Below are 23,530 nucleotides of genomic sequence, written 5' to 3'. Positions count from 1 at the left end.
GATGGGTCTGCTGTCGTTCATCGCCACGCTGCCACTCGCCCCCGTTCGTGGGGTGATCTCGCTGGCCGAGTTGATACAGCGGCAGGTCGAGGAGGAACTCCACAACCCCGCGAGTGCGCGGCGCGCGCTCGAGGAGCTGGAGGACGCCCGCGCGGCGGGTGAGATCTCCGCCGAGGAGGAAGAGCAGGCCCAGCAGGCCATCCTCGACCGAATGACCGGTACGGCACGGCCGTCCTCCGGTACGGAGAAGGAGTGACGGGCGATGGCAGAAGAGCAGCCACCTCCGTTGCCGGCACCTGAGATCGCCGAGATCGCCACGCGTGACATTGCGCAGTTGACCGGCAGGAAACCGCTGGGTGCGACATCGGTCATGCCGACCGACGACGGCTGGACGGTGGAGGTGGAGGTAGTCGAGGATCGGCGAATCCCGTCGTCGACCGACATGCTCGCGTTGTACGAGGTGGTGCTGGATCTCGACGGAGAACTGTTGTCCTACCGCAGAACCCGCCGCTACGTGCGCGGCGTCGGCGACGGCGGGAGCGCGCAGTCATGACCATTGCCGGTGGCGGTACGAGCAACCTTCCGCAGAGCTCGGGCGGCGGAATGGGTGGCGGGCATCAGTCGACGAATCTCGGCGAGATCCTGGAGCGGGTGCTCGACAAGGGCCTGGTGATCGCCGGGGACATCCAGGTCAATCTGCTCGACATCGAACTGCTGACCATCAAGGTGCGACTGGTGATCGCGTCGCTGGAGACCGCGAAGGAGGTAGGTATCGATTGGTGGGAGCACGACCCCTGGCTGACCGGCAGGAACAGCGACGTCGAGCTCGAGAATCGGAAGCTGCGGGAGCGGATCGCCGAACTCGAGTCGGACAGGTCGGTTCGCCCTGCCGTCGAGGCAGCCGAAACGGTCGAGGTGGAGGCGGAACGTCAGGAGCCCGGCGATGACCGCGGATGACGGTGTCTGGCTCTACGTCATCACCACCGACAGCGTCGGCGCGGCACAACTCGCCGGAGTGACCGGCGTGGCCGACGAGCCGGTCCGCGCGGTGGCGTCGGCGGGGCTCGTCGCGGTGGTGGGGACGGTGAGCCTGAGCGAATTCGGGCAGGAACCTCTGCAGCGCAACCTCGAGGACCTCGACTGGCTGGCCGCCACCGCGAGAGCACACGATGCCGTGGTGGCTGCCGTGGTGCGCTGCGGTCCCACCGTTCCCTTGCGGTTGGCAACCCTCTACCTGGACGACGATCGCGTTCGCCTCCTCCTCGACGAACGACAGGAGGAGTTCGCTGCGACGCTGCGCCGGGTGACAGGACGAAGCGAGTGGGGTGTCAAAGCGTACGGAGACGCGAAGGCCCTGGCGCAGAACGCGAAAGAGGAGCCGTCCACGACGGGCACGGCGGGAAAGGGGACCGCGTATTTACTGCGTCGCCGTGCGGAGTTGAGCGCTCAGCAGGACGTGGAACGTAGCGCGGCCGGCCACGCGGAGGAAATTCACGCCGCGCTTCTGGGCCATGCCGTCGACGGGCTTCGACGGCAAGTCACCGATCCGATATTGACCGGTAAACGGGCCTGGATGATCTTCAACGGCACCTACCTCGTGGACAATGAGCGGGTCGACGACTTCGCTGCGCTGGTTACGGCACTCGACACCGAACGCCCGGGCGTCACACTGGATCTGACCGGACCGTGGCCGCCGTACTCATTCGCCGGGATCGACGGGTGAGCCCATGAGCGAGATGGTCCCCGCGGACGACACTCGCCGCATCGCGCTCGTCGACCTCCTCGACCGGGTGCTCGGCGGTGGCGTCGTCATCACCGGTGAGATCACCCTGTCGCTCGCCGACGTCGACATGGTCCGAATCTCGCTGCGCACACTCATTGCATCGGTCAGCGCGCTCGTCCCCGACCCGGTCGGGCAGGAAACCGCCGATGACTGAGTCCGAGCCCGTCGATTCGGACGCACCGACCGACTTCGGTCGCCGTGTTCTGCCGCAGCGAATCGACGCCGATCCCGAATCCGTCGAGAAGGGCCTGGTCACCCTGGTCCTGACGATCGTCGAACTACTACGCCAATTGATGGAACGGCAGGCGATCCGCCGAGTCGAGCACGGCGACCTCAGCGATGAGCAGATCGAACGCATCGGCACGACGCTCATGCTGCTCGAGGAACGAATGGCAGAGTTGCGTGAGCATTTCGATCTCCTGCCGGAGGACCTGAACATCGACCTCGGACCGCTGGGACCGCTGCTGTCGAACGAGTAGTCCGGCTCACCCGGTTTCGATCAATGTTTGAGGACGTTCTTGATCTTCTTGCCCGCGTCCTTGACCTTGTCTCCCATCTGCTTGGCGTTGCCCTTGGCCTGCTCCTTGCTCCCCTCCGCCTCGAGGTGGGCGTTCCCGGTGGCCCTGCCGACCGCCTTCTTGGCGGCGCCTTCGGCGGTTTCGACCTTGTGCCGGATCTTCTTTCCCATGTTCATGACGACGTCCTGTCCTCCGTGACCCCGTCTGATTGCCGAGGTCACCAGTTTCAGTCAACTCGCCCGCAGAGCCTCTGTCGAGAACCTCGATCGCGCCGTCACCGTCGCAGCAAGAGCGCGCTGTCTCCGAACTCGTGCCACAGGTAACCGCGTGCAAGCGCCTCGTCGTAGGCGTGGCGGACGGCCGCCTCCCCCACCACCGATTCGAGCAGCATCAGGTGCGACGCCCCCGGTGCGTGCCAACCCGTGATCAGGCCGTCCACCACCTGGGTCGGCCTCCCCGCACTCAGCACCAGGTCCGTCCAGCCGGCGCCCGCCACCGCCATACCGTCCGAAGTCGCCTGCGTCTCGAGGGCCCTGGTCACGGTGGTGCCGACCGCGATGACGCGGCCACCGGCGGCACGCCGGTCGTTGACCAGCTGTGCCGTCTGCTCCGGCACCTCGTACCGCTCCGGGATCGGCGGCTCCCCACGCTCCGGCGAGGAGACACCCGTGTGCAGCAGGATCGGCGCCATCACCACCCCCGAGGTCGCCAGATCGGTGACCATCGGGTGGGTGAACGGCCTCGCAGCGCTGGCCATCTCGGCGCTTCCACCGGTGCGGCCGAAGATCGTCTGGTACGACGGCAGCGGCCAGCGGTCGTGGACATACGCGTAGGTGATCGGACGGCCCGATGTGGCGAGCAGTTCCGCGGCTACGTCCTTGACGCCGTCGATCGAGGCCCGCCACAGCCTCGTCGAGCCGACGGGCCACGGTTCCATGAGCGTCGCGACAACGCCGCGCGGCAGAATGATCCGCGTTTCCGCCGCGACCGTGTCGAGGGCACCGGAGACCGGCCCCGGCGCTCGCACCTCGACCGCCCAGTCACCGTCGCCGATGTCGGTGGAGAAATGCACGACCACGGGTCCTACGGCGTCGACGGTCCCGTCGACCGCCGCGGCCAACGTCGACGACGCGTTCACCACCACCACGTCGCCCGGCCTGAGAAAGCGCGGTAGGTCGTGAAATCTGGTGTGCTCCACTCGTCCCCGATCGGACACCAGAAGCCGCACCGCGTCGCGCAGCAGCCCCCGGCTCTCCGGTGGACCGCTCGCCTCCAATCGCCGAGGCAGCACGAACCGGAACTCGGCCGCGGATGCGACGCGTGCGCCGGTCACGACGACACCACCGTGTTCGCTGCGACCGCGAAATCCGACGCACGGTACCGGCCGCTGGGCGGGCTCGTGTCGAACAAATTCAGCAGCGCCGGTACCACGGTCTCCGGGTCGGGCCGATCCGAGATGTCCTCGCCGGGGAACGCCGCCTGGTGCATCTCGGTGCGCATGTCGCCGGGATCGAATGCGTAGACCGCGAGGCCGGGCTCCTCGACCGCCAGCACCGCGGTCGCGTGGTCGAGCGCCGCCTTCGCAGCCCCGTACCCGCCCCAGCCCGCGTAGGCCTCGACCGCGGCATCCGAGGAAATGTTGATCACGGTCCCGCCCGCGTTCCGCACATACTCGATCAGCGCGGCGATCAATGCGAGCGGGGCCAGCACATCGGTCGCGAAGACCTGCGCCAACGCGTCCTCCGGATACCGGGCGAGGGTGGGCATCGGGCTGGGTCCGAGCGCGCTGGCGTTGTTGAGCAACAGGTCCAGTCGCCCCCGCGCCGCGATCTCCTCGGCGATGCGCTCGCGCTGCCGCGGATCGGTCACGTCACCGGGGAGCGCGGTGATGGTGTGTGCCCGAGCGGCGACCCGATCGAGCGGTTCGACCCGCCTGCCGGTGACGATCACCTCCCAGCCGCGTTCCGCGAGCGCGAGTGCGCTCGCCCGTCCCAGCCCTGCCGATCCCCCTGTGATCAGCGCCGTCCTGGTGTCGTTCATCGCAGACTCCTTGCCTCCAGTGACATCTGCGACCATGGTGAAACCTAAAGTCCACTTCATGTCAAGGCCGCAGGTCCAGCCGGCCGCATGGCCGGTTCCCGGCGCGCACGCACAGGGGTGGGATTTCAGGATGGAGCGGACGATAATTGGGGTCCCTACCGTGAGACGAATCGAGAGTGACTTCGCATGGACACATTCGCAGTGCGATCGGCGGTCGCGGCGACCGCCGCACTCGCCATCTTTTCAATACCCGGTGTCGCGGCCGCGGCACCGAACCTGCACGGGGATCCGAAGACGCCGGGCACACAGGTTCAGGTCGAAAGCGAACCGGGCGACTCGAACAGCTACACGTGCGGGGCAGTCGGCGTCGCGGGGGCCGGAGTCGGGTCGAATTCCTCCGGTGGCGCCGGTCAGGTCAACGGCGCGTACTTCGGTCCCGGCCCCGTCCAGGGCGGCTGCGTGGGTAGCGACGGATCGGTCTACTTCCCGACGGGTAACGCCGAATGACGGCACGCCCGAACGCTAGATCCTCTCGATGGTGGCGAACCAGGCCGGTGCGCCGCCGTCGTGGAATCTCGTCTCGATCCGGTCCGGTTCGATGGCGACGACCTTCCATCCATCGCTGGGGTCGAACGCCGCTCTCAGCTCCTCCCGGCTGACGGGGTGCGGGCCGGCATCGGGACCATTATCGCTGAAGCACAACACATATACGGTTCCGCCGTGCTCGGTCACCGACGCCACACTCGCCACGTAACGGGGTCGCTCGTCGGCGTCGAACGTGTGGAACAGTCCGCAGTCCAGCACGGTCTCGAACCGGCGGCCGGTGTGTTCCAACCGGAACGCGTCGGCCAGCGCGAACTCGACCTCGATCCGACGGTCGTCGGCCTTCTCCCGGGCGATCGCCAGTGCCGTCTCAGCCACGTCGACGCCCAGCACCTGCAATCCCAGTGAGGCGACGTGAAGGGCGTTCTCGCCGGTCCCGCAGCCCGCATCGAGCACCGCTCCGGCGAATCCGCCCTCGGACGCCACCCGCACGATCGCCGGCTGCGGCCTGCCGACATCCCACGGCGCAGGCCCCTCCTGGTAGGACGCATCCCACGACCGTCCCGTCATCCGTTCGTGACTGGTCGGGCGCCGACCATTGAACGGATCGTCGGCCAGGGGTCCTGATCGCTCCGACAACTTCGTCGCCTCCCTGCAGCTGATCGTGCCACCTCATCTTGGCACGGCACTGCGCTGTTCTCGACCCTCGACACCACGACTGCCCGCACTACAATTGCTGAATAGATTGTTCGGATGTCTTAACATACAATCTGGACATGAGCGTAAGAATCGGAATCGTCGGGTACGGGCTGGGCGGCCGGTACTTCCATGCACCGTTCGTCGACGCGGCCACGGGAATCACGCTGGGCGGCATCGTGACCCGCTCCGCCTCCCGTGTCGCCCAGGCTGAAGCGGACTTCCCTGGCGTGCCGGTGTTCGCGAGCCTCGGCGAGGTCATCGACTCCGGCGTCGATGCCGTCACGATCACCACCCCGCCGCAGACGCGGCGCGAGCTCGTACTCGAGGCGATCGGGCGGGGCGTGCACGTGATCGCGGACAAGCCCTTCGCGCCGGATGTCGAGACGGCCCGCGAGTTGGTAGCAGCCGCAGACCACGCCGGCGTGCTGCTCAGCGTCTATCACAACCGTCGATACGACGCCGACATCCGCACGCTGATGTCGGTGTTGCCGCGACTCGGCGACATCTGGCGTATCGAATCCCATTTCGACCTGGACGGCGCCGACACGCTCGAATCCGGCCCGACCGGCGGGTTGCTGCGAGACATCGGCGCACACGTCGTCGACCAAATGCTGTGGTTGTTCGGTCCGGCAGAGAGGGTCGACGCCCACCTCGATCATGTCGACCGCCCGGAGGGGCGCACCGACGCCGCTTTCGTCGTCAACATCGCACACCGCAGTGGGGTCTATTCGAGCGTCTCGTCGAGCAAGGTCAACCATCTCGAAGGGCGGCGGCTGCGCGCATTCGGCAGCTTGGGCAGCTACGTGGCGGACGGTACGGACGTACAGGCACAGGCCCTGTTCGCGGGGACACGGCCCGTCGACGATCCCACCGGATGGGGATACGAGCGACGCGAACGGTGGGGCGTCCTCCACACCGCGGATGGCGCGGAAACGGTCCCGTCGCAACGGGGTGCGTATCAGGACTACTACGCGGAATTCGCGGCCGCAGTTGCCGGCACCGGCGAGCAACCGGTGCCGGCCCGTACCGCGCTCGGCACCATCGCGGTGTTGGCAGCGGCTCGGGAGGCCGCCGAGAGTGGCAGCACAGTCATCGTGCCGTCCGTCGACTGACGGCGATTGCGGCGGCACTCGCGTCGCGTCCGGGCTCAGGATGCGGAGTCGAGAAATCCGGCGACAGCCTTGTTCACGGAATGTGGTCGCTCCATGTTCGTCGCGTGGCCTGCGCGCGGGACGACGATCGACGCTCCGTTCGGTGCGAGTGCTGCAGCCGCTGCGGCGTGTGCCGACGGCCAGAACTCGCTGTCGGAACCGGCAACGAAGAGCACGGGAAGATCGCACGAACGGATCGTCGAACGCCAGTCGCATTTCGCATGATCGTTCAACAGGGCGAGTTCCGGTGACGACAGTTCCCGGTCGACGCGGCCCATCGCGGTGAGCAAGCGGACCAACCGCATGCCGCGTTTCCAGATCGGGGTGCCGTGGCCGGTCGAGGGAATCCCGTCCGCAAAGAACGTGTCGACGGCGTCCTGGTCGTAGCCGTAGAACCCATACGCCCACTCCGGTGCATTGAGCATCCGCGGAGTCTGATCGACCACAACCGCCGCACGAAGCCGCCCCGTGCCGTACGTGTCGATGTACGACCAGATCGTGTTCCCACCCATCGAGCCTCCGATTATCGCCGCACCTTGCAGATCGAGTTTCTCGATGAGTACGTGGACAAGTTCTGCGCGTGTCTGCATCGTTGTTCCGTGCGGCATGGCGGGAGCCGTCCCGTGGCCTGGCAGATCCACAGCTATGACGCAGTGACCGGCCTGGATCAGCGACGGGATCTGATAACGCCACGACGTGGCCGGGGCCGTGAAACCCGCCAGCAGGATCACGCACGACGACGAGCCGCCGTCACCGTGCACGGTGTAGTCGATTCGATCCCCGTCAAATTCGATGGATGGCACTGCTTCTCCTGTCGCACTCGCGAGTCCCGGCTGACACGCCATGGTGCGCGTCTGCGGTTACTGCGACGGTAGTACGGCCTGGGGGATCCCTCCATGGAGGACTTCTCCACAACGAAAGGGTTTCCCTGTGGATCGACCCCCGAAGGTCCGTCGGTGCCGCCGTCCACGAAATTCCCGGACCGTCGGGAGTAACGTTCCGGGCTCTCGCAGACACCATTCGAGTAGCTGTGGACGTTGGGCCCACGCATTCGAACAGGACACTACGAAATGCACACCTCACTTCCCCACTCGGAGATTTCATACGCGACGAATCCTTCAGCCGCCGTGAGCCATCTCCCTCGAATCCCCCTGCGAAACCGATTCGCCACGGCCGCCGTCGCCGCCGCGCTCGCCGTCATCCCTCTCGGAGGCGCCACCGCCATCGCGACAGCGGCCGAACACCCCGTCACGACAGTCGCCGCACCCACCATCCCCGGCGACCGCGGTGACAACGGTGACGGCCCCCGCCACGACCGGCAACGCGACCAACGGCAAGAACGCAGGGACCAGAGCATGACGCTCGACGAACTCCTCGTCGGATGGAACAGCAGTCGGATTCACCAGATGTGACGACGCGCGGCGGAACCGAGGACGAAGCCGGTATTCGTCGTCCTCGGTCCCACATGCCTTTCTTGAGTCAGCGTGGAGTGGATTCCGATCGTCGCTCATAGCGCGAGCGAGCCATCGTATGCGCCCGGCACAGCAACTCTCGCGTGACTTCGCCGGTGCGTGCGCCGGGGTCGATAACCGCCAGCCAGGCCAGGGAGCCATAGACGGGATGCGCGATGACGGTGTCGGGCGCACCGGCGTCGAGGTCGGCGACGCCCTGCTCTCGCGGTGCGCGGCCGGTTGCCTCGATGAACGCCTCCTTCCCGGCATGGATGTTCACCCGGAACGCACCCGCGCGGTCCAGACCCGAGCTTTCGTCGCCGGGGTAGTTCTTGGTGACGATCGTGGCAAAGGGCTGGGTCCTGTCGGGAACGATTCGATCCGGCGAGTAATAGAAGAAAGTGTCACCCCAGCTGATCTCCGGCGAACCGTCGCCGGGTGCAGGCCTGAGCGTCAGAACGTCGCCGAGGCCTTCGACGAAGTCGATGATGTCGTCCATGGTCATAGCTTCCAGCGTTTCATTAAAGTGCTTATGGAGAGGCCGAGGAGCACATACAGGAGAAATACAGTGAAAAGTCTCCAATCACGTCAACTCCGGACCGTCGATGTAGCCCGGCGTGCCGGGTGCTCCGTGCAGCAGGTGCGCAACCTCGAACGCGACGGGGTGCTGCCTCCCGCGACCCGCACAGCCACCGGATACCGGATCTACACCGACGCGCATGTGCAATCCGCGATCGCCTATCGAAACCTCGCCGTCGGCGCCGGCCCGGTCGAAGCCAAACGGATCGTGCGCAGCGCGCACACATGCCCGGCCGCGACAACGCTCGCCCTCCTCGACGCCGTGCACGCCCGACTCCACGCAGAACGAACCGAACTCGCGCTGGCGAAGCAGGCCGCCGATGTGATCTCGACCGAGCCGATCGACGGCGTACAGGCCTCGGACTGGATGAGCGTGAGCGAACTCGCCGTCGCCCTGGGCATCCGCCCCTCCACGTTGCGGCACTGGGACACAGAGGGACTCGTCGTACCAGACCGGGACACACCCACAGGAGCGCGCCGATACTCCCCGTCCCAGGTCCGCGACGCTCGCGTCGTGCATCAGCTCCGCAAGGCCGGTTACCGCATCGCACCTCTCCGTGCGGTCATGACACAACTCGCGCACACACCCGGATCAGGTGACATCGGCGCGGCGCTCGCTACCCGCGACCAGGCCACCACAGCCCGCTCCCGAGCCTTGCTCGACGCAACCGCCGCGCTCACCGTGCTCCTCACACTTCACGACGGGGCCGTCAGTGCGCGCGCGAAAACACCGCCACCAGAAAGTCGGAATCCTCCGTGAACGGGCGCAGATCCCATGTCGAGAACAGCAGGTCCGCCGTCAGGCCGCTGGCCTGAGCGTCCGTGAGAAATTGCGAGAACTCGTAGCCTCGGTCCGCGCCGAACCCCACAACCACTCGGCCGGTCGGGGCGAGATGAGCGGCAAAACCCGCCAGCACCGACTCCCGGGTCGACGGCGCCAGGAAAGTCATCACGTTGCCCGCACAGACGATCACCTCGAAATCGGCCTTCACCCCGCGGGCCGGCAGATCCAATTCCGCAAGATCACCAACCAGCCACGTCGGACCCGGGTGATCCTCCTCGGCCACGTGGATGAGCACGGGATCTACATCGACACCCACCACCACATGACCGGCATCGTGCAAATAGCCACCGAGGCGGCCGAGTCCGCACCCCGCGTCGAGTATCCGACCGCCGCGGCCGAGCATCGCATCGACCAGACGCGCCTCCCCCACGATGTCCTTGCCCTGCGCCTCCATCGCCCGGAACCGCTCGACGTACCACATCGAATGCCCTGGGTCGGCTGCGGTCATCTCCTCCCACTGGCTGGGGATGCGCTCCTCGGGGGTACGTGCACTCATTACCGATTCCTCCTCGATCCGGCCCGCCCGGCGAGCCACTGCCACCGTATGCGACCGAACCTCGGCACCCACCCGCAGGCCCAGCGGTGATCCGTCACCGCGACGGTCTCGATCAGCGGGATGCCGCGGCCGAGTCAGCCGGTCGTCCGAGGAAGATCGAGCCATGCCGGAGTCCCTGCCCGCCCGCGTCCAGATCGCCGACCGCCTGCACGTCGTGGCTGTCCTGCTCGACACGAAAGACTGGCCGGGGTTCGCGGCGACGCTCACCGAAGATGTCGTGGCCTACGGGCGGACCGGGCCGGCGGACGTGGTCGCCCGCGTCCGCTCCCACCTCGACGTCTGCGGCGCCACCCAGCACCTGCTCGGCAACATCCGCATCGAGGTCGACGGTGACGAGGCGCGCACTCGGTCCTACTTCCGGGCGGTTCACGTCGGCCTCGGCGACCGCGCCGGCACGACGTACGAATGCCTCGGCGAGTACCGGGACGCGTGGCGACGCGGATCGTCGGGCTGGTTGCTGGCCGGGCGGGTGATCGATGTCCGCGCCGAAATCGGCGACCGGGGTGTCATCGCGCCCCTGAGCTGAACGTGCCGAGTTCCGCCCTCGTCTCGGACACGTTCCCCTCGCCGACGGCTCAGCTGTGGTCCCCGCACACCGCGGATGCCGGATCCGGTGCGCAGATCTGCTGCCACGTGTAGAAGCCGGAGTCGACCACGACGGAGAGGTTGTCCTTCGTAATGTTCTGCACGGGCAGGAACACCGTCGGCACGGCCATGTACTGGTTGTCGATCGTGCCGTTGATCATGTCCTCCGGAATGCCTTCGCCGTGCAGGATCGACGTCGTCAGCTGCGCGGCGACCTTCGCCTGGTCGGACAGATTCTTGAAGATCGTGTTGTCGAGAGTCCCCTGTGCAATCAGTTGCAGCGCAGCGAGATTGGCATCTTGTCCCCCGGTGACCGGTATCCGCCCGGCGAGACCGCGCCCGGCCAGAGCCGCGACGATTCCGCCTCCCAGGTCGTCGTTCATGGTGACGAACAGTGCGATGTCGTTGTTCTCACGGGTCAGGCATTCCTCGGCGAATGCCTGACCTTCGGCCGGGTCCCAGTCGTCGATCGCGGTCTCGCAGACCACGCGGATCTTGCCGCTGTCGGCGAGCGGCTGCAGATGCTCGTCCTGACCGAGCAGAAATTGACGGGTGCCGTATTCACCGAGGTTTCCCTCCACCCGGGCGATCTTCACACCGTCGCCGGGCATCGCGGCGATCAGGTCCGCGGCGCGGCTCCCCTGCCGTCGGCCGACCTCGAGGGGGTCGAAGATCACCTGGACGTCCGCCGGTCCACCGACCGCGTCGTGGTCGTAGAGCACCACCGGAACGTTCGCCTCGGCGGCGGCGGTCAAGGCTCCACCCGAGTATCTCGCGTCCGTGGAGATCAGCACGAGCACGGACGCGCCATCCGCGATCGCCGACTCGACCTGGCTCTGCTGGCGAGCGGGATCGCCTTCGGCGTTGAGGACGGTGACCGTCGCCTCCGGCGCGAACAGCTCCAGGAAGTCGGTGAACAAGGGTTCGTCTCGCTCCACGAATCGGGTGGTCGTCGTGTTCGGCAAGAGAAAGAAGACCTTCTCCGCGGCATCGTCGCTCCGCGGCGCTGGGGCCGCGCAGGCCCCGAGAACCACCGCTGCGACCGCGGCCGCGACGCCGAACGCGCGCACCCCTGTCTTCATGAGCCCGCCTTCATGAGCCGAGGACCTCCGGGCTGATCGTGCCCAGTCTCGATGTACCCGCGGGCGTCGCAGGCTACTCCTGCGCCGTCGATGCTTTCGGTGTTTTCCGACCGTGATCGGCGCACACTGAGTGCAGGGATGAGGAGGAGTGGGTGTTCGACCAGGACCGCGGTGCGGTATCCAGCGGAGATCGTGACACTTCGCTGGCCGACGAGCATCTCCTGAACGAATCCCTGCTCATCGAACCCGAGGTCCGCCGGCGCCCCTGGCGCGAATTCCTCGCGTCGACGCCCGGACGCCTGTCCCTCCTCGCCGTCGTCCTCGTCGTGGTGGCGCTGACGGCTGGTCTCGTGACGTCCGCCGTCGTCGCCGCGAGGCAGCAGCGGATGGAAACCCTTCGCGCCCACACCGAACCGCTGGCGGACGCCGCGCAGAATCTGTTCAGCTCGTTGTCCATCGCCGACGCGGCAGCGACGTCGTCGTTCATCGCGGGTGCCATCGAGCCGCTCGCGGTGCGCGACCGGTACAACCAGGCGATCGGCGACGCGTCGAACGCACTCGTCACCGCGTCGTACGGCGTCACCTCCGGCGACGTGGAATCGCTGCGGCTGCTCACCGAGATGTCGCGGCACGTTGCCGTGTACACGGACCTGGTGGCGACCGCACGGTCCAACGATTCCGCGGGAAATCCGGTCGGGGTGGCGTATCTCGGGACTGCATCCGCTCTGATGCAGGACACCATCCTGCCCTTGGCCGAACGCCTCTACAACGACCAGGCTCGCGCCGTCGCCGACACGCAGTCCCATACCGCCAGGTTGCCCGCCACCGCCATAGCGGTCGCGTCGGCCGGGGTCGTCGTCCTCGCCGTCGCGCACGCGTACGTCGGGCATCGAAGCCGCCGCCGGGTCAATCCCGGACTGGCGTGTGCGACGGTGCTGCTGGCTGCTCTCGTCGTATGGATCGTGATCGCCGGGCTGTTGTCGACATCGGCGAGCGAACGCGCACGGATCGACGGCGCCGAACCCCTCGCTGCGGTCACGAAGGCGAGGATCCTCGCCCAGCAGGCCCGCGCCGACGAGACGCTCGGGCTGCTTCGTCCGGGTTTCGATCCGGCCGGAAGCGATTACGTCCGGCACACGGACGCACTCGCGGCGATCCTGAACTCGGACGCGTCGCGGCACACCGTCGTCGCACCGACGATCGACGATGCGTCCGCCGCGTTCGACGGATGGCGGAGCGCGCACGGGGATCTACAGCAGAAGCTCGCAGACGGCGACTACCAGGGCGCGGCGGACGTCGCGGTCGGTCCGGGATCGACGGCATCGACGGCCCAGTTCCGGGCCCTCGACGAATCGCTCGAAGACGCCATCACCGCTCTACGCACCGAGGAACTCGACGCGATGCGGGAGTCGTACCGCACGATGGCGGCGCTCGCCGTGGGTGGCATCGTGCTCGCCGTTTCCGCAGCGCTCGCCGTCGTTGCGGGGATCGAGCCCAGAGTGAGCGAGTACCACTGATGGTGCGACCACACCCGGCACGGCGACCGCGCTCCGCCCGGCTGCTCGCCGGCCTCGCGGTCGGAGCCGTCCTGCTTGCCGGCTGCGGCGCCCCCGATGCACCCACCCCGAGGTTCTCCGGGAACTTCACGGAGTTTCCCCTGTCGGCCGGGGCCCAGCTCATCGCGCCGCCCGAAGAGCCACCACCCGCCACGGAGACGTCGGCATGTGCAGCACACGCCAGTCTCCGTCCGGGGACTCCGAGCCTCGGCGGCACGCTCGGCGATATCCGTGCCCGCGGGACGGTGGTCGTCGCGGTCGACCAGAACACCAACCTGTTCAGTTTCCGCGACCCGACTACCGGCGCGCTCACCGGATTCGGCGTCGACCTGGCGCGGGAGGTCGCACGTGATCTGCTCGGCGACCCCACCAAGGTCGAGTTCCGCCCGCTCGGAACCGATGACGGCGCCGAGATGCTCGCTCACCGCGACGCGGACATGGTCGTGCGTCCGGTGGCGCTGCCCTGCGAAGCTCCCCAGGACTTGGCGTTCTCCACGGTGTATCTCGAGGCATCCCGCCGGCTCGTGGTGCGGCACGGGTCGGGCATCTCCGAGCCGGCCGACCTTGCCCGCCGTCGAGTCTGCACGCACCACGACCCGGCGTCGGTGTCGGCACTGTCGCGTATCGCCCCCAAAGCCACGATCCTCGCAGTACCCGACTGGGACGACTGCCTCATGGCCCTCCAGCAGCGGCAGGTCGACGCGATAGCAGGTGCCGCAGTCCTCGCCGGCCTCGTCGCCCAGGATCCGAATCTCGAAATCGTCGGTCCCGAAACCGATTCTGCCGAATACGCCATCGGCGTCGCTCCCGGAAACGACGACCTCGTCCGGTTCGTCAACGGCACACTGGAGCGCCTGCGCACTGACGGAACCTGGACTGTTCTCTACGATCGGTGGCTGTCGTCGCTCGGCCCGGCACCCGGACCGCCGGTGCCGCAGTACCAGGACTGACGATCCTCCGGACTGACCGCGTCCCGGTTCAGCTCGGATCGTCGTCAGCAACGGTCTTGGGTAGGCCGGTCCCCATCGGGTCGAGCAGGGCTGTGGTGCGGGAACCCCATCGCTCGTGCGCGGATTGACGGGTCATCCCGGCAGCCTTGCCGATGGTTGCCCACGTCGCTCCCTGAAAGCGCAGGCCGAGAACGGTTTCGATGCCGTCGAGCCCGGCGGCGAGCTGTATGCGGAGACTCAGCAGATGCCAGGCCAGGGTGCGCTGATCGGGAATGTCCGTGCCCTGCTCGGCGTCCCATTCCGCCGTGCCGGGCAGCGGCCCGGTGCCGATGATTTCGTCCGCGTGACGGCTTGCTTCGGCGGCCGCAGCCGTTATGACCGCGCGAGCAGCGGCATCGATATTCGCACTGACGGCACGTTCGACAAGTTCCATGACAACCTCATTTCTGTCAGGTACAGCCTGACAGAGGTCCGACTCGGCGTCAAGGATTACCTGACATGAGGGACACGCGACCGGACCTGACGTGGATATGGTTGCCACCCATCGTTCGGGCTCGGCCGAATCACCCTGTCGATCCCGCCCGGAGCAGCGCTGCGAGGTGAGTGATGTCGGTCGCGGAAATGTCCCAGCTGCCTGTTGGCGCGAGATCACTGCTCTGGTGAGGTCCGTGTTCGACGGGCCGGAGAATGAACGCTGTGGCCAGACCCACAGCGTGAGCGGCCTCGAGGTCGTCGTTGTGTGCGGCGGCGAGCATGACTTCGCTCGGGTGAAGACCCAGAAACTGCGCTGTGCGCAGGTAGGCCTGGGGATCAGGTTTGTATTTTCGGTTGATGTCGGAGCCGATGATCACGTCCCACGGGATTCCGGCGTTCTTGGCCATGTCGAGCAGAAGAGAAGTATTGCCGTTCGAGAGCGGGCCGATGATGTAGTCGGTCTTGAGTGCCGTGAGACCCGGCACGCTGTCGGGCCAGGGGGTGAGCACATGCCAGGCGCGCGCGAGCTCGTCGAGCTCTCCGGCATCGTGATTCGTGGGGTCGATGCCCGATTCGCGGAGCGCGAAGTCGAGGTTCTCGCGGTGCAAGACATCGAGAATCACGAACTCGCGGGTGCCGGAAAGGATGGCTCCCATGGACGGCCGGTAACGGGCGCGCCACCGGTCGGCGAAGACAAATGCGTCCACCTCGAGCTCATGGCGCGCCGCGTAGTCCGCGACAGCGGCGGCGATACCGGTGCGCCAGTCGACAACGGTGCCAAAGGTATCGAACAACACGGCGCGAATATTGCGTCCCGTCGACGGGGACCGGAACGGCACACCAGCCATGGGCGTCCTTTCGACTCGAACGTACGACGTGGCATCACAATAGTGCCGTCATGCAAGGCCGTCGGCGAATCGAACGGAGCGCTCGCGGGTCAGCGCCGGCTTCAGTAGCGGGAGTAGTGCTGTCCACTCACCTGCTCACCGGCGCAGATGCACTTACGGTCGAGGCTTCGCGCCGAGGTCACGGCACAGAAGCGAATCCCGAGCGCATCGTGGGAATCAGCGGTGTGTGGGCATGCCGTGCACGACTCCGCCGATTCCAGCGCCGGCGCGGGACTCGGTGACTCGGTGACGAGGAAATCTGACACTTCAGTCGGGTTCGACGCCATGGCGGCGCTCCAGTTCTCGGCCCTTCGACTGCAGGCCGGTGTGGGCGCCGAGGACGACATGGCATGACCGCGCATATTCGAATAACCCTCGACATCCCCCACGGTACTCCCCCACCGCCCAACCCCCTCCGATCCCCGGGTGATTGCCAGCCGTCAGGGATCGTCCGGCGCTGCGGGGAGCGTGACGACCTGAGCGGCATACGTGAGACCCGCACCGAATCCGATGAGCAGTGCGGTGTCTCCCGCGTGTGCTCGACCGGTCCGCAGGAGCGTCTCCACGGCCAGCGGGACGGAGGCCGCGGACGTGTTTCCAGCATCGACGATGTCGCGGGCGACCACCGTGCTCGGTAGTAGTTTCAGGCGCTTGGAGATCGCTTCGGTGATGCGCCGATTGGCCTGATGCGCGATGAACGCATCCAACTGTTCCACCGTGACGCCGGCTCGGTCCAGGGCGGCTCGTGCAATCTTCTCCATTTCGACGGTGGCCCAGCGAAACACAGCCGGACCGTTGAACTTCACCCACGGGTGTGGCCCCGTGGGATTGTCACGAAACTCCGTCCAGGACAGTTCCTGCGCTAGGACGTGGGCGAGCGAGCCGTCCGAGCCCCATTCCACCGGTCCGATTCCTGCCTGTGGTGAAGCACCGACCACGACAGCACCCGCGCCGTCGGCGAAGATGAATGCAGTCGACTTGTCCGTGAGGTCGACGAATTCGCTGGCACGCTCGCAGCCGATCTGGTCGGCGGACACCTGCGAAGCCCGCAGAGCGTCCCGTCCCGCGGCCGTGGCCATGTCGATCACCGTTTCGTCCGGCCCGGCGAATCGCCGGTTCCGGATGCCGGATCGGACTCGGATCCGTTCGTCGGTGGAATCGATCTGCCGGCAGATCTCGTCATTGGTCACCACCCGCTCCGGCCGGTAGACACCCAACCCCAGAATGGAACTGTGTTGTAGCTCTTCTGCATTGGCTATCGAAGCAGTCATGGGCTTCTCCGCTGTTGCACCCGCGACATTCATCGGTGGCATCCGCCGGGTGGGATTGCCATCCAGTGTCGGCGTGAGCCGCGGCGCGAGACAGCCACCCTAGGGTGGTATGACGGCACCCCTCCCTGTGTCGGCGACCGATCGCCGGCCAACCGGCGAGGTAGCCGAGTAGAAATCGCACACTTCCGCCCCGAGCCCGTGGGTCCGACAATAGGGAGCGTGAGTTCTCGACCTTCCGCCGCAGAGTGGGCGCTGAGTCAGGTCCATGCCGTGCGTGACGATCCTGCAGCCCGTCACGAGCTCATCGCCCGTACCTATCACGGTCCGATCGGCAGCGCACCCCGGCACCTGCCGTTCCGTCGGGCGGCTTTGTCGTTCATGCGCTGGCAGATTCGCCGCGGCGTGCTGGCGCCGCTCGGTGCAATGCCGCCCGGAAGTCCGTGGTGGCGAGCGGTCAACGAGCGGCTGATCCGCGACGGCTGCGAGGCTGTTGCCCGGAGCGGCGGAATGGGAGGGACGCCGTCCTCGCACACGGTCGATCTGTGGATGCGGTTCGTCGCCGATCCGACCGCACGCACGTGGTACCGCGCCCACAATGCGAGCATCGCCTCCGCCTACCTGGACCATCGCGACCTTGCCTGCACCGAGAGCCGTCCGGAGCGCTTCTTTCTCAACGTCGTACTGCTCCGTGTTCTCTATGCCCATGCCTTGGTCGCGGCGCCGCGACTGGCGCTCGGGCCGCTCGCGCCTGCCGGTCCTCTTCTGGGAGATCCCCGTCTCTCGATGACCGGGATCTTCCTGTCCCTTTCTCGGGTCCTCCCCGACCGATATCCCCTCGGGGACGACGTCGCGGCATATGTCGCCGCTGAGCACAACGTCGGCGAGATGCTGGATTACGGCCTGATCGGGCCGCGACTGCAGCGATTGTACGAATGGTCAGCCGAAAAACTCGACGAGCCGGGGCTACTCGACTGCATTTGTGACGGTAGTCCGACGTACGCCTGGTCCTACGCTGATTGCGAGGTATGGCATCCGGCGACCCCCGCCGCCACGATTCGCGCGGTTCGGCGGATATTGCCGGCAAAATAGGGGTCGGCCTCGCTGCCGGCCGGATTCGGACCGGACGCGGCGGAGTCGCTCGAGAAGTACAGTGCTCCGATGACGGTGCGCGAAGGCCGAGTAGTGCTGCTCGACGAGGCAGGCGCCCAGGTCGGCACTGCGGCCGAAGCGACGGTACATACCTCGGCGACACCGCTGCACCTTGCGTTTTCCGCACACTTCGGAACTGCCACCAGCGGCACGCACAGCGTGAACCGCTCAACGCAAGCGGCGGGAATCTCTGTCTCGGTCAGGAGCTCGGGCGTTCGAACACATCGGTAGCTGGACACCGATCGCTCCGGCACACGGCTCGACCTTGTGATGATCCGGTCCTCGGCGTTGTACCTCTATCGGCGGGTCATCCGCGTGCCTCGACCAAGTTAAGTATCTTGAGCTACGTCATTATATTTACACGAAGGGACAGGCCCACATGACCCGCACCATCGCAGTGGTCAACCATAAAGGCGGCTCCACCAAAACCACGAGCGCGGTCAACCTCGCCCAAGCCCTCGTCGAAGCCGGCTACACCGTCCGCGTCGTCGACCTCGACCCACAATGCAACGCCACCACCTGGCTCGGCGCCACACCCGAAGCCGTCGACAACGATGTCCTGTCGGTACTCATGCTGGTGGCGAGCATCGAAGAAGCCACCACCATCACCGCGTCCGGGATCCACCTCGTTCCTGCCACCAAGGAACTCGATTCCGTCGGTCCCTACTTCCTCAAGAAGCCCGGTGCACACGGCATCCTGCGCAAAACCCTCGCCAGCGCCCCCGAAGTCGACTTCAATCTCCTCGACTGCCCCGGCGACTTCGACCACCTGACGATCAGCGCACTCGTCGCCTGCACCGAAGTGCTCGCCGCTGTCATGACGGGAGCCATGGAACTCGAAGCGCTCATGCGGATCGAGAATTACATCACTCAGCAGGTCGAACTGCTCAACCCCACTGCACGGCTCAATCACATCCTGTGCGGCCGCGTCGAACTCGGCCAGGTCATCGACCAGCAGGTCCTCGCCGCGCTCCGCGAGACCTACCCCGACCAGACGATGCGCACCATCATCCCGAAGTCCGTCCGTGTCAGCGAAAGCTACAGCGCCGAAGAACCCGTCGTCAGGTGGGCACCGTCCTCCTCCGCGGCCCGCGCCTACCGCGACGCCGCCCAAGAACTCGTCGAAAGGACCTCTGATGAGCGCGACACGTAAACCCGGACTCGCCAACAACCCCCTCGAACGCCGCCACCAGGCCCGCACAGGCGCCCACCAGGACGGGACGTACTCGAGAACCCGTCGCAAGGACCTCCTCACGAGCGTGACACGTAAACCCGGACTCGCCAGCAACCCCCTCGAACGCCGCAAGCCACGACTGCCGAACCTCGTCGAACAGTGCGTGGACGTCGCTCGAGAAGCAGCCACCGTCGCCGAACCCCAACCGGGGCCGGTGGGCCTCGGCGAGGAAAAGAAGACCACCAAACGGGTCCCCGCAGACAAGAAGCAGGAATCCGTCTGCATCAACCGCGCCAAGGTCGAAAACGGCAAGAATGCCGTCGCGGCCATCGGCCACATCGCCGGTGCCCCCAACAGTTGGTCCAACCTCGTCGACGAAGCCCTGGCCCACTACCTCGCCGTTCTCGAACGCAAATACAACAATGGCGAGCCTTTCCCGCCGCGCAACGCCGAACTCGTCCGGGGGCCACACGTCAACTAGCCCGCCCAGGAGCAGCCACAATGACATGGAGACCGACCGGCTCATACGTCGCCTCAGATCAGTGAAACCCCTCGTCGCGTAGCCCGATCGGTAGAGCCGTCACCAGGTACAGCGGCGCGCCCTTCGAGTCCTCGGACACCAGAGCACGACGATTCCGGGGAGGGCCGACACCACAAGGGCGAGGATCCACGAAGGAGGAACACTCACGACCTGTGGACCGGCGGGCCACCCTCTTCTCCCTGCCTGCCGTGTTGCCGACCCCGCTTTGCTGTGTTCGAGTTCTGGGCCGCATCCGGGGCGGCCGGACGCCAGGAGTCGAACGGCGATGAGTTTCGCCGAGCTTTCCTGTCTGTATCCACAGACCCGATCAACCGCACCCGAGGAGAGCATCATGACCGCCACTTACACCTTCGACGTCTTTTCCAGCCTCGACGGCTACGGCGGCATCAGCGGCGGCGACTGGGGTGGCTACTGGGGCAAGCAAGGCCCCGAGTTGCTCGACCACCGCCTTGCCTTGTACGAGACGGAGCAGCGGATGGTCTTCGGGGCCAACACCTATCGGACGTTCACGCAGCTGCTAGCCTCGAGCACCGAGGAGTCGGTGCGCGACCCATGGGTCACCCGGATGAGGAGCCTGCCGGCAACGGTCGTGTCGACCACCCTGCAGGGACCTCTCGACTGGCCGGACGCGACCGTCGTGAGCGGTGACGCCGTCGACGTCGTCGCCCGGCTCAAGCAGGAGTCCGAGGTGCCGTTGCGCTCGCACGGCAGCCTGTCGATGAACCGGGCGCTGATGGCCGCCGGCCTGGTCGACCGCCTGCAGGTGACGCTCTTCCCTGTGATCACCGGTCAGACCGGTGATGACCCGATCTTCCAGGGTGCGGCCGACTTCGACCTCGAGCTGATCGAGAGCCGGACACTCGACGGCAACATCCAAGAGCTCGTCTACCAGCCCACCCTGCATGTCTGAGTCCGTCCATGCACCCCACCCCGTCAAGCAGCCGACCTGACCTGGAAAGTTCCCTCTGACCGGCATGCCGCGATTGGGTGTTGTGGTGGATGCAAGTGATAGAACTTCTAGCCATGATCCTCCCGAAGGTCCGAGACCCTCGCTTCGTCACCCTCCGCCGCGGTGGGACCCTCACCGACTCGGATCACCAGCTTCTGGCCCTGTGGGCAGCATCGTGCGCGGAGCACGTCCTACACCTGTTCGAGTCGACTCGGCCTGACGACCCACGACCGCGTCAGGCGATCGAGCACGCCCGCGCTTGGGTGCGCGGGGAGGTCAAGATGATGCAGGCCCGCGCGGCGGGCGGCCATGCGATGGGCGCGGCCAGGGACCTGAGTGGTGCAGCACGGCACGCTGCATACGCTGCGGGGCAGGCCGGAGCCGTCGCGCACGTTGCAGCGCATGAACTCGGTGCTGCCGCCTATGCGATCAAAGCCGCGCGTGCTGCCGCGCCGGAGGGTGAGGGCGAGGCGGCAGGACGACGTGAATGCCGGTGGCAGCGTGACCAGCTCCCTGAAGCGATTCGCGAGCTCGTACTCGACGACCAGCGATTGCGGAACGACATCTGCTGGTCAGTGTTCGACTGCTGAGGGCGCCAGCGCCGTCCGCAATCCTGCCCTCCGGGGGTATGGCTCGAGGCGCCGGTGACCGGGCAGGCCCAGCTACGGGTGATCTTCCAGGTACCGTCCTCAGCGACGCGCGCCACCGGACTCACATCACTTCCCTGTCGATACTCACGGGTTCGGTGGTGACCGACCCCGCCAGGTTTCCTCGAGACGAGTGTGCCTGTGAGCGTTCGTACATCCTCCAGCCCGCGTCAGTCGACGACAGCGCCCCCGGTGAGGTTGATCTCGGTCGCGGTCATCGTCGAGGCCCAGTCGGAGGCGGCGAAGACGGCAGCGTTCGCGACATCGGCGTAGCTCGGGCGACGCGGCAGCAGCAGACGGGTGGCGTCCGGGTCGGGCTCGCCCGGTTTCGGGGAGCCCGGCGACAGCAGCCAGGCGACACGGACACCCCGCGGACCGAGCTCGGCGGCGAGCTGCCGGCACAGGCCGGCAAGTGCGGCCCACGCGACGTGGGAGCCACCGAGGTTCGGAATCGCCTCCCGTCCGCCGGCCATGACGAGGATGACGCCGGTGCCGCGTCCCACCATGTGGCGCGCAGCGGCCGTCGCCACGGTGAAGCTCGACGTGACCGCCTTGGCGACCGGCTGCATGACGTCACCGACCTGCATGTCGACGAGCGGCGTGCCTTGGATGTCGTCGTTGAAGGTGGCGTTGAAGCAGACGTCGATGCCGCCGCTCCGGTCCGCCACCGCCGCGGCATGTCGTTCAACCGCGGTCCGGTCCACCGCGTCGAGAACAGCGACGTGCGCAGTCCCGCCCTCGTCCCTGATGCGGTGGGCGACGTCCTCGAGTGTGGCTCGCGTGCGTCCGGTGAGGTGCACCTCAGCGCCTTCCCGCGCATACGCCCGCGCGACCGCGGAGCCGACGGCGCCACTTCCACCGTGGACGATCGTGGTGCGGTTCTGCAGCAGCATTACTCATCCGCCTTCCGTCGCTCGCGTACCAGCGTAGGACCGCGCAAGGTAGGACCGCGCGAGATTCCGGACTTCATCGGTGCTGCAGGTAGGTGCTGAGCGTCGGCCCATCAGTAGCGGACGTCGCTCTGAAGCAGTGGTGGATACACGGTGGACGATTCCCCGTCCACGGTGGTGCCCGCGAACTGGAGCATCGCCCGCTGCTCGCCGTGCATCGGCGCCGGGTAGTTCAACGTCGGCGCCGAGACGTCGTCGAGCGCGCGGAGGTGTTCGGGGCTGAGCGTCACCTCCAGCCCGGCTATGTTGTCCGTGAGGTGTTCGACTCGCCTGGCGCCGAGGATGGGAACGACTGTCCCGGATCGCGCGCGCAGCCAGGCCAGTGCGACGGCAGCCGAGGTGGTCGCGAGGTCGTCGGCGATTGCGGCGACGGCGTCGATGACGACGAACTCGGCGTCGGTGGGACCGCCGACGAAGGCGGTGCGCGCGGAGTCGGTGACCTCGGTGCCGCGGCGATACTTGCCGGACAGAAATCCGTTCTTCAGTGGGCTCCAGGGGACCAGAGCCATGCCCTGATCGAGTGCGAGGGGCGCGAGTTCGCCCTCGACGGTGCGGGCCAGCAATGAGTACTCGACCTGTAGCGCAATGAGCGGGGTCCATCCTCGCAACAGCGCTGTGGTCTGGGCCTGCGCGGTCACCCACGCCGGGTTGTTGGAGATCCCGATGTAGCGGATCTTGCCGGCGCGAACCAGGTCGTCGAGGGTGCGCAGGGTTTCCTCGATCGGGGTGTGGCGGTCCCAGTTGTGCAGCCAGTACACGTCGACGTAGTCGGTGCGCAGGCGCCGGAGCGTCTCGTTGAGTTGGGCGATGATGGCCGCGCGGCCCGCACCGCCGCCGTTCGGGTCGCCGGGAAAGAGGTTCGCGAAGAACTTCGATGCCAGCACCACGCGCTCGCGCAGACCGCGATGGGCGGCGAAGAAGTCGCCGAGGATCTTCTCCGAGTGGCCGTTCGTGTAGAAGTTGGCGGTGTCGATGAAGTTTCCGCCGAGGTCGAGGTAGGTGGCGAGCATCTTCTCGGATTCCTCGACGCTGCACCCCGCGCCGCCGGCATCCTCGCCGAAGGTCATCGCACCGAGGGCGAACGGGCTGACCCGCAGTCCCGAGCGGCCGAGTGTGACGTACTGGTCGAGTCGCATGATCTGCTCCCTTGC

The 23,530-nt window shown here is 66.8% G+C and carries 32 protein-coding genes; 18 read left to right on the top strand and 14 right to left on the bottom strand.

Going from position 1 to position 23,530, the window contains the following annotated elements; genetic code table 11:
- Nucleotide 1: 1 nt before the first annotated feature.
- From OYT95_RS38060 to OYT95_RS38035, 6 genes are read left to right on the top strand one after another with little or no spacing between them, the layout of a single operon-like run.
- Entirely contained in the window at nt 2–256 is a 255-nt protein-coding gene (locus OYT95_RS38060; RefSeq protein ID WP_112298246.1) for a gas vesicle protein GvpG, read from the top strand.
- A gap of 6 nt (nt 257–262) precedes the next feature.
- On the top strand, nt 263–553 hold the full coding sequence (locus OYT95_RS38055) for a gas vesicle protein GvpO (protein ID WP_128638542.1): 291 nt from the start codon (nt 263–265) through the stop codon (nt 551–553).
- Complete coding sequence (locus tag OYT95_RS38050) at nt 550–957, top strand: gas vesicle protein (protein ID WP_112298247.1); 408 nt, start codon at nt 550–552, stop codon at nt 955–957. Before OYT95_RS38055 ends, OYT95_RS38050 begins: the two co-directional genes overlap by 4 nt.
- Nucleotides 944–1,723 carry a GvpL/GvpF family gas vesicle protein gene (locus OYT95_RS38045; protein ID WP_268790545.1) on the top strand — a complete coding sequence of 260 codons (780 nt, stop codon included), beginning with the start codon at nt 944–946 and terminating at the stop codon, nt 1,721–1,723. The genes OYT95_RS38050 and OYT95_RS38045 overlap by 14 nt, the downstream gene beginning before the upstream one ends.
- 4 nt (nt 1,724–1,727) lie before the next feature.
- A complete protein-coding gene (locus tag OYT95_RS38040; protein WP_037233804.1) occupies nt 1,728–1,937 on the top strand; it encodes a gas vesicle protein in 210 nt (69 codons plus the stop codon).
- Nucleotides 1,930–2,262 (top strand): gas vesicle protein K, encoded by a 333-nt coding sequence (locus OYT95_RS38035; RefSeq protein WP_037233807.1) that lies wholly within the window; start codon nt 1,930–1,932, stop codon nt 2,260–2,262. Before OYT95_RS38040 ends, OYT95_RS38035 begins: the two co-directional genes overlap by 8 nt.
- A gap of 20 nt (nt 2,263–2,282) precedes the next feature.
- Here the strand turns inward: OYT95_RS38035 and OYT95_RS38030 are convergent, their stop codons facing one another.
- From OYT95_RS38030 to OYT95_RS38020, 3 genes are all read right to left on the bottom strand, one after another.
- Nucleotides 2,283–2,477 (bottom strand): CsbD family protein, encoded by a 195-nt coding sequence (locus OYT95_RS38030; RefSeq protein WP_128638540.1) that lies wholly within the window; start codon nt 2,475–2,477, stop codon nt 2,283–2,285.
- A gap of 98 nt (nt 2,478–2,575) precedes the next feature.
- Nucleotides 2,576–3,634: an S-adenosylmethionine:tRNA ribosyltransferase-isomerase gene (locus OYT95_RS38025; protein ID WP_268790544.1), complete on the bottom strand. Its 1,059-nt coding sequence runs from the start codon at nt 3,632–3,634 to the stop codon at nt 2,576–2,578.
- Nucleotides 3,631–4,341, bottom strand: a complete 711-nt coding sequence (locus OYT95_RS38020) for an SDR family NAD(P)-dependent oxidoreductase (protein ID WP_268790543.1) — start codon at nt 4,339–4,341, stop codon at nt 3,631–3,633. Before OYT95_RS38020 ends, OYT95_RS38025 begins: the two co-directional genes overlap by 4 nt.
- A 186-nt stretch (nt 4,342–4,527) precedes the next feature.
- On the opposite strand from OYT95_RS38020, the gene OYT95_RS38015 reads away from it, so the two are divergent.
- Nucleotides 4,528–4,848 carry a hypothetical protein gene (locus OYT95_RS38015; protein WP_268790542.1) on the top strand — a complete coding sequence of 107 codons (321 nt, stop codon included), beginning with the start codon at nt 4,528–4,530 and terminating at the stop codon, nt 4,846–4,848.
- Between the two features lie 15 nt (nt 4,849–4,863).
- Here the strand turns inward: OYT95_RS38015 and OYT95_RS38010 are convergent, their stop codons facing one another.
- On the bottom strand, nt 4,864–5,454 hold the full coding sequence (locus OYT95_RS38010) for a class I SAM-dependent methyltransferase (protein WP_268790541.1): 591 nt from the start codon (nt 5,452–5,454) through the stop codon (nt 4,864–4,866).
- A gap of 206 nt (nt 5,455–5,660) precedes the next feature.
- Here OYT95_RS38010 and OYT95_RS38005 point away from each other — a divergent pair, with 206 nt between their 5' ends.
- Entirely contained in the window at nt 5,661–6,695 is a 1,035-nt protein-coding gene (locus OYT95_RS38005) for a Gfo/Idh/MocA family oxidoreductase (RefSeq protein ID WP_268790540.1), read from the top strand.
- Nucleotides 6,696–6,730: 35 nt separating this feature from the next.
- Here the strand turns inward: OYT95_RS38005 and OYT95_RS38000 are convergent, their stop codons facing one another.
- Nucleotides 6,731–7,537 carry an alpha/beta fold hydrolase gene (locus OYT95_RS38000; RefSeq protein WP_268790539.1) on the bottom strand — a complete coding sequence of 269 codons (807 nt, stop codon included), beginning with the start codon at nt 7,535–7,537 and terminating at the stop codon, nt 6,731–6,733.
- A gap of 324 nt (nt 7,538–7,861) precedes the next feature.
- Between OYT95_RS38000 and OYT95_RS37995 the strand changes: the two genes are divergently transcribed.
- A complete protein-coding gene (locus tag OYT95_RS37995) occupies nt 7,862–8,146 on the top strand; it encodes a hypothetical protein (protein ID WP_245973256.1) in 285 nt (94 codons plus the stop codon).
- Between the two features lie 67 nt (nt 8,147–8,213).
- Here the strand turns inward: OYT95_RS37995 and OYT95_RS37990 are convergent, their stop codons facing one another.
- Nucleotides 8,214–8,690 carry a DUF6194 family protein gene (locus OYT95_RS37990; protein ID WP_268790538.1) on the bottom strand — a complete coding sequence of 159 codons (477 nt, stop codon included), beginning with the start codon at nt 8,688–8,690 and terminating at the stop codon, nt 8,214–8,216.
- Nucleotides 8,691–8,753: 63 nt separating this feature from the next.
- On the opposite strand from OYT95_RS37990, the gene OYT95_RS37985 reads away from it, so the two are divergent.
- Complete coding sequence (locus OYT95_RS37985) at nt 8,754–9,524, top strand: MerR family transcriptional regulator (RefSeq protein WP_268790537.1); 771 nt, start codon at nt 8,754–8,756, stop codon at nt 9,522–9,524.
- Here OYT95_RS37985 and OYT95_RS37980 read toward each other — a convergent pair.
- Nucleotides 9,475–10,104 (bottom strand): class I SAM-dependent methyltransferase, encoded by a 630-nt coding sequence (locus OYT95_RS37980; protein ID WP_268790536.1) that lies wholly within the window; start codon nt 10,102–10,104, stop codon nt 9,475–9,477. The genes OYT95_RS37985 and OYT95_RS37980 overlap by 50 nt on opposite strands.
- Nucleotides 10,105–10,267: 163 nt before the next feature.
- Between OYT95_RS37980 and OYT95_RS37975 the strand changes: the two genes are divergently transcribed.
- Nucleotides 10,268–10,690 (top strand): nuclear transport factor 2 family protein, encoded by a 423-nt coding sequence (locus tag OYT95_RS37975; RefSeq protein ID WP_268790535.1) that lies wholly within the window; start codon nt 10,268–10,270, stop codon nt 10,688–10,690.
- Between the two features lie 49 nt (nt 10,691–10,739).
- On the opposite strand, the gene OYT95_RS37970 is transcribed toward OYT95_RS37975, so the two are convergent.
- Nucleotides 10,740–11,831, bottom strand: coding sequence for a substrate-binding domain-containing protein (locus tag OYT95_RS37970; protein WP_268790534.1), 1,092 nt, complete (start codon nt 11,829–11,831; stop codon nt 10,740–10,742).
- A 152-nt stretch (nt 11,832–11,983) separates the two neighbouring features.
- Here OYT95_RS37970 and OYT95_RS37965 point away from each other — a divergent pair, with 152 nt between their 5' ends.
- Together OYT95_RS37965 and OYT95_RS37960 are read left to right on the top strand one after the other, a co-directional pair.
- Nucleotides 11,984–13,348, top strand: a complete 1,365-nt coding sequence (locus tag OYT95_RS37965; RefSeq protein ID WP_268790533.1) for a hypothetical protein — start codon at nt 11,984–11,986, stop codon at nt 13,346–13,348.
- Nucleotides 13,348–14,337 (top strand): glutamate ABC transporter substrate-binding protein, encoded by a 990-nt coding sequence (locus OYT95_RS37960; protein ID WP_268790532.1) that lies wholly within the window; start codon nt 13,348–13,350, stop codon nt 14,335–14,337. The genes OYT95_RS37965 and OYT95_RS37960 overlap by 1 nt, the downstream gene beginning before the upstream one ends.
- Before the next feature lie 28 nt (nt 14,338–14,365).
- Here the strand turns inward: OYT95_RS37960 and OYT95_RS37955 are convergent, their stop codons facing one another.
- The 4 genes from OYT95_RS37955 to OYT95_RS37940 all read right to left on the bottom strand — a co-directional run bounded on the left by OYT95_RS37955 (nt 14,366) and on the right by OYT95_RS37940 (nt 16,969).
- Nucleotides 14,366–14,770, bottom strand: coding sequence for a hypothetical protein (locus OYT95_RS37955; RefSeq protein WP_112298259.1), 405 nt, complete (start codon nt 14,768–14,770; stop codon nt 14,366–14,368).
- Between the two features lie 130 nt (nt 14,771–14,900).
- The gene (locus OYT95_RS37950) at nt 14,901–15,659 is read right to left on the bottom strand and encodes a haloacid dehalogenase type II (RefSeq protein ID WP_268790531.1); all 759 of its coding nucleotides are present in this window, start codon (nt 15,657–15,659) and stop codon (nt 14,901–14,903) included.
- Between the two features lie 101 nt (nt 15,660–15,760).
- Nucleotides 15,761–15,985, bottom strand: coding sequence for an RGCVC family protein (locus OYT95_RS37945; protein WP_235214366.1), 225 nt, complete (start codon nt 15,983–15,985; stop codon nt 15,761–15,763).
- Nucleotides 15,986–16,138: 153 nt separating this feature from the next.
- Nucleotides 16,139–16,969: a 3-oxoacyl-[acyl-carrier-protein] synthase III C-terminal domain-containing protein gene (locus OYT95_RS37940; RefSeq protein WP_268790530.1), complete on the bottom strand. Its 831-nt coding sequence runs from the start codon at nt 16,967–16,969 to the stop codon at nt 16,139–16,141.
- A 219-nt stretch (nt 16,970–17,188) separates the two neighbouring features.
- On the opposite strand from OYT95_RS37940, the gene OYT95_RS37935 reads away from it, so the two are divergent.
- The 5 genes from OYT95_RS37935 to OYT95_RS37910 all read left to right on the top strand — a co-directional run bounded on the left by OYT95_RS37935 (nt 17,189) and on the right by OYT95_RS37910 (nt 21,372).
- A complete protein-coding gene (locus OYT95_RS37935; protein ID WP_037233863.1) occupies nt 17,189–18,058 on the top strand; it encodes a hypothetical protein in 870 nt (289 codons plus the stop codon).
- Nucleotides 18,059–18,497: 439 nt separating this feature from the next.
- Nucleotides 18,498–19,271 (top strand): ParA family protein, encoded by a 774-nt coding sequence (locus OYT95_RS37925; RefSeq protein WP_037233866.1) that lies wholly within the window; start codon nt 18,498–18,500, stop codon nt 19,269–19,271.
- The gene (locus OYT95_RS37920) at nt 19,255–19,773 is read left to right on the top strand and encodes a hypothetical protein (RefSeq protein WP_268790529.1); all 519 of its coding nucleotides are present in this window, start codon (nt 19,255–19,257) and stop codon (nt 19,771–19,773) included. The genes OYT95_RS37925 and OYT95_RS37920 overlap by 17 nt, the downstream gene beginning before the upstream one ends.
- A gap of 391 nt (nt 19,774–20,164) precedes the next feature.
- Complete coding sequence (locus OYT95_RS37915) at nt 20,165–20,743, top strand: dihydrofolate reductase family protein (RefSeq protein WP_112298834.1); 579 nt, start codon at nt 20,165–20,167, stop codon at nt 20,741–20,743.
- A 113-nt stretch (nt 20,744–20,856) separates the two neighbouring features.
- Nucleotides 20,857–21,372: a putative immunity protein gene (locus OYT95_RS37910; protein ID WP_268790528.1), complete on the top strand. Its 516-nt coding sequence runs from the start codon at nt 20,857–20,859 to the stop codon at nt 21,370–21,372.
- 227 nt (nt 21,373–21,599) lie between these two features.
- Here OYT95_RS37910 and OYT95_RS37905 read toward each other — a convergent pair whose 3' ends face one another.
- Together OYT95_RS37905 and OYT95_RS37900 are read right to left on the bottom strand one after the other, a co-directional pair.
- Nucleotides 21,600–22,322: an SDR family NAD(P)-dependent oxidoreductase gene (locus OYT95_RS37905; protein WP_268790527.1), complete on the bottom strand. Its 723-nt coding sequence runs from the start codon at nt 22,320–22,322 to the stop codon at nt 21,600–21,602.
- A 110-nt stretch (nt 22,323–22,432) separates the two neighbouring features.
- Nucleotides 22,433–23,515 (bottom strand): aldo/keto reductase, encoded by a 1,083-nt coding sequence (locus OYT95_RS37900; RefSeq protein WP_268790526.1) that lies wholly within the window; start codon nt 23,513–23,515, stop codon nt 22,433–22,435.
- Nucleotides 23,516–23,530 lie beyond the last annotated feature (15 nt).

Origin of the sequence: Rhodococcus sp. JS3073 (assembly GCF_026810085.1) — a bacterium.
Classification (GTDB): Bacteria; Actinomycetota; Actinomycetes; order Mycobacteriales; family Mycobacteriaceae; genus Rhodococcus_F; species Rhodococcus_F wratislaviensis.
The sequence above is the reverse complement of the archived record's forward strand: the minus strand, read 5'-3'. Positions and strand labels throughout refer to the sequence as shown.